We start from the raw sequence: 8,809 nt of genomic DNA, 5'->3' as shown, positions 1-8,809 counted from the left end.
AACTTTTTGGGTTCACTTCATGAATCAGTTCCTTTTTTATAATATATGTAGAGTTTTATAATAGTAAAAACAATATTTTTTTCTATTCTGCCCATAGTATTGGCCCCACCTACGCCAGATACCCTGATAGCCACTCGTGCCATCCAACCCATTTATAATCTTAACAGAAAGCGCTTTCAAAGTAAAGAATTTTCTGATTATTTTTAACTAATTATTGGCCCAGTACCAGCGTTTTTGTAACCAGGGGAAAAGTAGCAATGAAGTATAGAAAATTAGCCGTATATGCATGTATTTTGTAGTAACAAAAAGGGTTTCAATTGTGTCTTGCAGGAAGAACTGTTACATCACATTTCACCGCTTGGATGGGGACACATCAACTTTCTTGGTGAGTATAAGTTTAAATTTAAGCAATCAACTACTCTAGAATCATTACGACCACTCCGGAGATAAAACATAAAGGCCGAAATTCATTAAAGTAGGAAAATCGGCTTTTTGACTTCTATAAAATGTATTAACGTGGATTTTATGTCATTTGGTTGACGGTACTCCAATATGGGGTAGCACTCTAAAAATGATGTTGAATGGCATAAAAAAACAGGTTAATTAACCTGCTATTTCTTTTCTCTTATTCGCTATTATTATCGAAATTAAGGCAAATATAATTAGCGTTATGGAGAGAATGCCATAAGCAGCACCTTCAAATCCTCTCACTTCAAAAAAACCTCTATAAAACAGATACAATGCAACTAATGTTCCTACAATACCCGGAACGTTTTTTAGAGTTCTAGAATCTGTTCTTTTTCTTAGAAAAACAGTTAACAATATTACAATTATATCTACTAATACTCCCAATCCAACTGGAGCAAAAATCATCATTCCCTCCACCCCCCTTAATTAACCTTATTTTACTTATTTTAACACAAAATCAAAAAAGAAAAGAGGGCTACTTATACCTATTCTTTGCCCCTGGTTACAGCAACGCTGGTACTGGGCCTATATATAAGAGTAATTCTCTTCCATACTTCTTAGACATAACAATCTATATTATGTGAAAAAGTCATTATCCTGACTAATAAACCATACTATAAGAAGAAAATATAATAGAGGTGAAGTCATGGGAGTTGTTAACGCTACAGATGCAGATATTGCACTTTTAGCAAGATTACTGAGAGCAGAAGCCGAAGGAGAAGGAACTCAGGGTATGTTGCTCGTCGGAAATGTAGGAATTAACCGAATAAGGGCCAATTGTTCCGATTTTAAAAACCTTCGTACCATTAGACAAATGATTTTCCAAGAACACGCATTTGAGGCTGTTACTCACGGTTATTTCTATCAAAGAGCAAGAGAAAGTGAAAAACGCTTAGCTCGTCGAGTAATCAATGGAGAGAGGTACTGGCCTGGGAAATTTAGTTTGTGGTATTTTAGGCCACCAGGTGATTGTCCTCAACAATGGTATAATCAACCTTTTGTAGGACGTTATAAAAAACACTGTTTTTTTCAACCAACAGCCGCAACTTGTGAACAGGTTTATAACACATTTTAAACAATGATAAAAACAATCTGTAATTAAAGAAAGAATAAAAAAAAAGCGTGAATTTAACACTTTTTTGCTAGTTTTAGGGGGAGCGTCAGGATTTTTCGGATTTACAACATAAAGATAGAAAATTTTGTATCAATAAGGTTTACTCTATTGGGACTTGCCAATTTTGCGTCAAATAAGGCTTGTAAGTGTCTCGTATGACCTGTCTCAAAATCCTTATCATTGTTTAGTTCTTCATTTTTAACGCTATAAACAGCTTAACGTTGTAAATTCGCATTTTCCGGACGTTACCCCATCACCATCAAGCTAAGAAAAGCAAACACCCCAAAACAAAAAAATGTACATTTTTTTGTTTTGGGGGCGCTATAAAATTCTTAAGTTGATGGGCATGAATCTTCCATCCTTGCTTGTCGCTATTGCGAAATGCGTTCGGAAACTTGCCAGAGCGTAGCCATCGCTTAATTGTTTCTTCGTGTTTCCCTAAAGCGGTTGCCATCTCTTACACTGTATATACTTTCATCAAAACCTCAAATTAGATTGAAAATTCAAAAACAATACATATTCTTATTATAACTAAAAGTAATTGTTGCTGTAAATGTGCTCTTCATGAGGATGTGTTGTTGTTGTAAATGAGGTCATGCAGAGGTCTATAAAATAAAAAAGTACACCACTTTCATTAAGTGATGTACCAATATTTATATAATATGTAACATTATATAAATTCTCTTGTTTTTGTAAGAGAGGATAGCTATTATCATTTCTTTATTTTACAGAGTACCTATTCGGGTATCTCTTTTATTGGTATTTTTATCATTTTTCATTTACTTTTCAAACATTAGTAGCTGCTTCTTCATTTCTAAGCCACCTCTAAATCCAGTTAAATTTCCATTCTTTCCAATGACGCGGTGACAAGGAATTACAATTAAAACGGGATTAGTTCCGATTGCGGTACCTACTGCACGTACTGATTTTGGTTTTTGGATTAACTCTGCAATATCCGAATATGAATAAGTTTGTCCATAAGGAATGTCACATAATGCATTCCAAACTGTTAATTGGAATGGTGTTCCGATAATATGAACAGGACATGAAAAAGCCTTGCGTTGTCCCTTAAAATACTCTATTAATTCATCAACATATGGCTGTGATTTTTGGTCGTCTTGTACCAAAGTATATTGCGGTAATCGTTTATTAACCCAATTTGATAACTCTTCAAAAGATTGATTTTGAGAGCCTATATAACATAGTCCTTGTGATGTCGCTGCAATATACATACTCCATTTTCCATAAACAAATGATGTCCAATAGATTGTTTGATTTGTTTTTGATGTCATTTTATTTCACCTCTTTTGTGCGATTCATTTTTCGATAATCTGTAGGTGTATATCCTGTTTTCTTTTTAAATAGGGTTGCAAAATGTGTAGTATTCGATATACCTACAGCAAAACTGATTTCCTTAAGTGTATGATTCGTATGAGCAAGGTGTTGCATAGCTTTGGAAATACGTGTTTGTTGTATATATTCAATTGGAGTTATTCCTTTAATCTTCTTAAACGTACGCTGTAAATGATAAGGGCTACCGTGACACGTATTTGCTAGTATTGTAAGCGTTAATTTTTCGCAGTAATGGTTATCAATGTATTCCGTAATTTGCGCTATCCAGTCTTCTTCAGGTAGCCTTAGTCTATTTGGCTTACATCGTTTACAAGGACGAAACTTTTCTGAGAGAGCTTGCTGTGCATTAAGAAAGATTCGTACATTGTTTCTGTTAGGTACGCGAGACTTGCATGACGGGCGACAAAAAATACCTGTTGTTTTTACAGCGTAATAAAATTTGTCATCATATGATGGATTATTGTGTACAATCGCTTGCCATCTTTCATCTGTCATTAAATCTTGATACTTGGGAGTTTCTCTTTGAATATTTTCATGGCGTGTTGATCTTTCGCTTTTCATATAACCACCTCTGAAATCAGTATATCCTGAATGGGGTACGTATGTACGGATTTATGAATGTAAGAGCAAGATTACAAAGATGAAATATAAAATGTTATTCGAAGAAAAAAGATGTATGAGTAATAGTGATTTTTCTTATTATTGAAATTTTACAATTATAATCAAAATAATCGTCTTCTAGGCTTATATGTGTAATGTAATAAGGAAAGTGAAGGAAATGAAGGAAATGAATTTCAATATTGACTAAGTGGAGATCAAGCGATTAGGGGATACCATTATATGTAATCCCTATTGTCATGGTGAATATAAAATATTTTTCTTGACTTTTTATACGAACACGAGGAAAATAGGGAAAAAAGAAGGGAGGGGTAACGTTGGAGGAATATGTGCTAGATATATATAATTTTTTGAGTACAACTGATTGGGAAGATATCATTTCAATTGTAAGTATTTTATTATGTATCCAATTCGTCTTTTTATATGCGCGAATGAATGGCGCTGATTTTTCTTTAACGTCCCCATCCGACGTACAAGGGAAAATATCTCTAAAACAGACAAATATAAAGCATGTATATTTCCCTTTAATTATTATATTCTTTATTCGTTACATTACTGCTGTTGTAAAGAAAAAAGAAGGAGACGACCACTGTAATCCGATTTGTCATTTAGATTTTAAATAAATGATACAAGGAGGAGATTCGTATGTGGATTCGTTTTCTATTAATTGGATTCTTTTCATTAACAGCAATTTCTCTTATAAGCTATCAATTAATTGAGATGTTTCAAGCGTATAGCGATATGTTTTTAAATAAAAACTAAAATAGACATTAAAGTTTGAAATTTTTAGTGTAAAACGATACAATCCTTCTTAAGTGGTAAAAGACTTAAGGAGGATTTTTTATTTTATCCTGTTATTCGTGGGTAGTAAGCCCCTTGCCTCAAGATTTTAAGAAAAAAGAAGAAAGGTGAAGGATAACTACTGGTATGCGTTTGATTGATGAAAGCCTCACTTTATATAATTATTTCAAACATTTGTCACATTTACACTGTTGATAATATGTTAAAATAATGAAGTTACTATATACTTTAAGAAGAATGAGGGAGTGAACAATTTGACTGATCGTTCTGTTAAACAGAAGAGCTATGCTCCTGTTGTAATAACGCTTTCTGTGGTCGTCAATGCAATTATTTTGTTCTTATTTTTTGGACCGATTGGTTACAAAGGAGAAGTACATTTTGATGTGAAAATTTTGCCGATGTTAAATGCGATTTTTAATAGCTTTACATTTGTGTTTTTAATCGCAGCATTGTATTCAATTATTAAAAAGAATGTAAATCTACATAAGGGATTTATTCTTGCAGCATTTACAACAACATTGTTATTTTGTGTTTCGTATTTAACGTATCATTATTTAGCACCAGCAACGCATTTTGGCGGAGAAGGAATCATTAAATATGTATATTTCTTTATTTTAATTACACATATTTTCCTTGCTGCTATTATTGTACCGCTTGCATTATTTTCTTTAGTATTCGGATTTACAAATCAACTGACTCGCCATCGTAAAATTGTACGTTGGACGATGCCGATTTGGTTATATGTAAGTCTTTCTGGTGTTATTGTATACTTAATGATTTCACCTTATTATTAAAAGGGTCTCAGTTTTAACTGAGATTCTTTTTTTGTATAAGCAAATATTTTTGTAAAAAGCTAAATATATGATATATAAAAGTATAGTTACTTTTTTAAAGGAAGGATGAAAAGTATGCAAAACTTTGTGTTTCGTAATCCAACAAAGCTTATTTTTGGAAAAGGTCAATTAGAGCAATTGAAAACAGAGGTGCCACAGTATGGGAAAAAAGTTTTACTCGTATATGGTGGTGGAAGTATTAAACAAAATGGAATTTATGATAACGTGATATCTATGCTAAAAGAAATGAATGCCGAAATTTTTGAGTTAAGTGGTGTCGAACCCAATCCACGTTTATCAACAGTACATAAAGGTATTCAAATTTGTAAAGAAAATGATATCGAGTTTATATTAGCTGTGGGTGGTGGCAGTGTAATAGACTGTACAAAAGCTATTGCGGCTGGCAGCAAATATGATGGAGATGCATGGGATCTTGTTACGAAAAAAGTTATTGCAACAGAAGCATTGCCTTTTGGGACAGTGTTAACTCTTGCGGCAACAGGTTCTGAAATGAATGCAGGGTCTGTTATTACAAATTGGGAAACAAACGAAAAGTATGGCTGGGGTAGTCCAGTGACATTCCCGCAATTTTCTATTTTAGATCCGAATCACACAATCTCTGTACCGCGTAATCAAACAATTTACGGTATCGTTGATATTATGTCGCACGTACTAGAGCAATATTTTCACCAAGGTACCAATACAGTGCTGCAAGATCGATACTGTGAATCTATTTTACAAACGGTTATTGAGACAGCGCCGAAGTTACTGCACGATTTAGAAAGTTATGAGCACCGTGAGACTATTTTATATTGCGGTACAATGGCGTTAAATGGTATTTTAGCGATGGGTGTACGCGGAGATTGGGCAACGCATAATATTGAGCATGCTGTTTCAGCAGTGTATGATATTCCGCATGGCGGCGGCTTAGCAATTTTATTCCCAAATTGGATGAAACATGTTTTACATGAAAACGTAGATCGTTTTAAACAATTTGCAATTCGAGTATTTCATGTTCAAACAGAAGGTAAAACTGATGTTGATATAGCGTTAGAAGGTATTGAAGCATTACGTCAATTTTGGACATCTATCGGAGCACCAGCTCGTTTAGCGGATTACGAGATTGATGAAAATCAAATTGATGTCATGGCTGAAAAAGCAATGGTATACGGTGAGTTTGGACAGTTTAAAAAGTTGAACAAGCAGGATGTTTTAGATATTTATCATGCATCGTTATAAACAAACAAAAAACACTTCTTTTGAGAGGTGTTTTTTGTTTGTTAATTTTCCTACCAAGATATGTTTGCGTTGGTAGAAAGCGCACTGACAACTGTTACGGAAGCGCTTATTGTAATAGAAATAGCCTAATAATGAAGATTTATTAATATCAAATTAAAGATGGATGAAAAAACGGAAATTAGCGGAGAGAAACCTTTTGTTGAGAGCATTATTGTAAGTTATGCGTATGAAGTGGCAGAAGGGTACAAGATGAACCTAAAAGCCTCTTAAAAACTGTCGTGGACGAATTCTTAAACAATTAGATCAAGCTGGAAGATTATTTAGAATGGATATATTGTTCGGCCTGTCAAGATGTTATATGCGGTGTAAAACTGTGTTTGTATATATTCAGTCGTTTTTATATCTGTTTCTTCAGCTGTAAGTATTGGATGAAACGAACGCAGTAAACAGCTTAGTGCAAAGTATAATTCTTCCTGAGAGCAATTTTTTTCTTTTGTTGCTGTTGCTAAAATTAAATCTTCTAGTAACGAGCGAAAATCAATAGTAGCTTGTCCAACTTTCATAGTATCATCTCCGTTTTCGTTTTTAACATGTATATGAAGTGGTTGGACAAAACATGCAAAATAGATTATATTTTTTAACAAGTGTATATAATTTCAATTACCGTAATGGGATAACTTGCATTTTGACTGTTAAAATTGGTAAGATTGGGTATAATAATCAGATGGATAACTTTACATAAAGAGAGTTGAAGTGTATGGGAGAAGAAAAACGGGACAAAGTTATTGTTATTATTGGACCAACTGCAGTTGGAAAGACAAAGCTTAGCATTGAACTGGCAAAAGCGTTAAATGGAGAAATTATTAGTGGCGATTCAATGCAGATCTATCGTAATATGGATATAGGTACGGCGAAAGTTACGGAAGAAGAAATGGATGGAATCCCGCATTATATGATTGATATAAAAAATCCAGAAGATCCATTTTCCGTTGCTGAGTTTCAAGAACTTGTGCGCGGTCATATAGCAGATATTACAAAACGTGGTAAACTACCTATTATTGTTGGTGGAACAGGTTTATATATACAATCTGTGTTGTATGATTACCAGTTCTCTGATGAACCGGGAGATCATATGTACCGTAAACAGCTAGAACAAGAGGCGGAGGAATATGGTGTAGAGTATATACATAGGAAGCTAGAAGAGGTTGATCCGATAAGTGCAAAGCGTATTCATCCAAACAATGTGAGACGTGTGATTCGTGCTTTAGAAATTTTTCATACAACAGGGAAGACGATGAGCGATCAATTAGAACAACAGGAAAATGAGTTGCTATATGATGTTGCTTTAATTGGTTTAACAATGGATCGAGATTTATTATATAGTCGCATTAATTTACGTGTAGATATTATGATGGAGCAAGGCTTATTAGCTGAAGTTGAGCGTTTGTATGAAGAAGGAGTTCGTAATTGTCAGTCTATTCAAGCGATTGGTTATAAAGAACTGTATGAGTATTTTGAAGGGAAAACTTCGTTAGAAGAAGCTGTGATGGCTTTGAAAACAAATTCACGTCGCTATGCAAAACGGCAGTTAACTTGGTTCCGTAATAAAATGGATGTTAATTGGTTTGACGTTACAAGCGGTGAAAAAAACATAGAAATTTTAGAGTATATAGAAGGAAAGCAACAACTTAAGTCGAATAATAAGTAAGTAGAGAAAAAGAGGAGGATTCGACATGAAGCAATCAATCAATATTCAAGATCAATTTTTAAACCAACTCCGTAAAGAGAATACGTTTGTCACGCTGTACTTATTAAATGGTTTCCAACTTCGTGGTCTAATTAAAGGCTTCGATAATTTTACTGTACTGTTGGAAACGGAAGGTAAGCAACAGCTTATTTATAAGCATGCAATTTCTACATTTGTTCCACAAAAGAATGTTTCAATCGAATTAGAATAGTAAAGAATTGTACATAGCAAAAAGAGCGAATCATTCGCTCTTTTTTTATGCTCAAAATATACAGGAATCCTAATGCGAAATCTTTTAATGGATACATAAGATAGAGAGTCTAGCTGTTGTGTCATCTATTTCGATGATTGGGAATGGATCTTTTTGATTGAAAATTTATCCCGCCCGTAAAAGCCCGATTGGTTCAACTAACCATCAGTAGGGGGCTTCATCTCCTACTGATGGAAGTTTCACTTTATGTTGAAATGGATATTTTGAGCCGGCTTTACAGATTGTAAAGGTGTTGGCTTTTATTATACAGGTCGATGTTGAGGAATTAGATCCTGTTGGTCCTCGTTCCTTCGAAGTTTCTTATCTTCATGCCCTTATTTTCCTAAAAGTTCGAGTCCATTCTGAAGTCCGAGTTCTTCTGAAAG

General features: G+C 34.0%; 11 protein-coding genes. 6 read left to right on the top strand and 5 right to left on the bottom strand.

Annotated features, from left to right (window positions below; all coding sequences use genetic code 11):
- Nucleotides 1-603 precede the first annotated feature (603 nt).
- Nucleotides 604-876, bottom strand: a complete 273-nt coding sequence (locus CN326_RS22695; protein ID WP_255258193.1) for a YesK family protein — start codon at nucleotides 874-876, stop codon at nucleotides 604-606.
- A gap of 238 nt (nucleotides 877-1,114) precedes the next feature.
- Between CN326_RS22695 and CN326_RS22690 the strand changes: the two genes are divergently transcribed.
- On the top strand, nucleotides 1,115-1,543 hold the full coding sequence (locus CN326_RS22690; protein WP_000539384.1) for a cell wall hydrolase: 429 nt from the start codon (nucleotides 1,115-1,117) through the stop codon (nucleotides 1,541-1,543).
- 298 nt (nucleotides 1,544-1,841) lie between these two features.
- Here CN326_RS22690 and CN326_RS25635 read toward each other — a convergent pair whose 3' ends face one another.
- The 3 genes from CN326_RS25635 to CN326_RS22675 form a co-directional block, all read right to left on the bottom strand.
- Nucleotides 1,842-2,036 (bottom strand): hypothetical protein, encoded by a 195-nt coding sequence (locus CN326_RS25635; protein WP_483295661.1) that lies wholly within the window; start codon nucleotides 2,034-2,036, stop codon nucleotides 1,842-1,844.
- A gap of 325 nt (nucleotides 2,037-2,361) precedes the next feature.
- Complete coding sequence (locus CN326_RS22680) at nucleotides 2,362-2,874, bottom strand: methylated-DNA--[protein]-cysteine S-methyltransferase (RefSeq protein WP_098311223.1); 513 nt, start codon at nucleotides 2,872-2,874, stop codon at nucleotides 2,362-2,364.
- Between the two features lies 1 nt (nucleotide 2,875).
- A complete protein-coding gene (locus CN326_RS22675; protein WP_255258194.1) occupies nucleotides 2,876-3,430 on the bottom strand; it encodes a bifunctional transcriptional activator/DNA repair enzyme AdaA in 555 nt (184 codons plus the stop codon).
- A 440-nt stretch (nucleotides 3,431-3,870) separates the two neighbouring features.
- Here CN326_RS22675 and CN326_RS22670 point away from each other — a divergent pair, with 440 nt between their 5' ends.
- The 3 genes from CN326_RS22670 to CN326_RS22655 all read left to right on the top strand — a co-directional run bounded on the left by CN326_RS22670 (nucleotide 3,871) and on the right by CN326_RS22655 (nucleotide 6,426).
- Nucleotides 3,871-4,176 carry a hypothetical protein gene (locus CN326_RS22670; RefSeq protein ID WP_098311221.1) on the top strand — a complete coding sequence of 102 codons (306 nt, stop codon included), beginning with the start codon at nucleotides 3,871-3,873 and terminating at the stop codon, nucleotides 4,174-4,176.
- Between the two features lie 432 nt (nucleotides 4,177-4,608).
- On the top strand, nucleotides 4,609-5,148 hold the full coding sequence (locus CN326_RS22660) for a DUF420 domain-containing protein (protein ID WP_098311219.1): 540 nt from the start codon (nucleotides 4,609-4,611) through the stop codon (nucleotides 5,146-5,148).
- A 114-nt stretch (nucleotides 5,149-5,262) separates the two neighbouring features.
- Nucleotides 5,263-6,426 (top strand): iron-containing alcohol dehydrogenase, encoded by a 1,164-nt coding sequence (locus CN326_RS22655; protein WP_098311218.1) that lies wholly within the window; start codon nucleotides 5,263-5,265, stop codon nucleotides 6,424-6,426.
- 320 nt (nucleotides 6,427-6,746) lie between these two features.
- On the opposite strand, the gene CN326_RS22650 is transcribed toward CN326_RS22655, so the two are convergent.
- On the bottom strand, nucleotides 6,747-6,989 hold the full coding sequence (locus CN326_RS22650; RefSeq protein WP_098311217.1) for a hypothetical protein: 243 nt from the start codon (nucleotides 6,987-6,989) through the stop codon (nucleotides 6,747-6,749).
- A gap of 194 nt (nucleotides 6,990-7,183) precedes the next feature.
- Between CN326_RS22650 and miaA the strand changes: the two genes are divergently transcribed.
- Both miaA and hfq read left to right on the top strand, forming a co-directional pair.
- On the top strand, nucleotides 7,184-8,134 hold the full coding sequence (gene miaA / locus CN326_RS22645; RefSeq protein ID WP_098311216.1) for a tRNA (adenosine(37)-N6)-dimethylallyltransferase MiaA: 951 nt from the start codon (nucleotides 7,184-7,186) through the stop codon (nucleotides 8,132-8,134).
- Nucleotides 8,135-8,159: 25 nt separating this feature from the next.
- Entirely contained in the window at nucleotides 8,160-8,384 is a 225-nt protein-coding gene (gene hfq / locus CN326_RS22640) for an RNA chaperone Hfq (RefSeq protein ID WP_000813896.1), read from the top strand.
- Nucleotides 8,385-8,809: the final 425 nt, after the last annotated feature.

Source organism: Bacillus sp. AFS018417 (assembly GCF_002560985.1).
In the GTDB taxonomy this organism is placed as follows: domain Bacteria; phylum Bacillota; class Bacilli; order Bacillales; family Bacillaceae_G; genus Bacillus_A; species Bacillus_A rhizoplanae.
The sequence above is the reverse complement of the archived record's forward strand: the minus strand, read 5'-3'. Positions and strand labels throughout refer to the sequence as shown.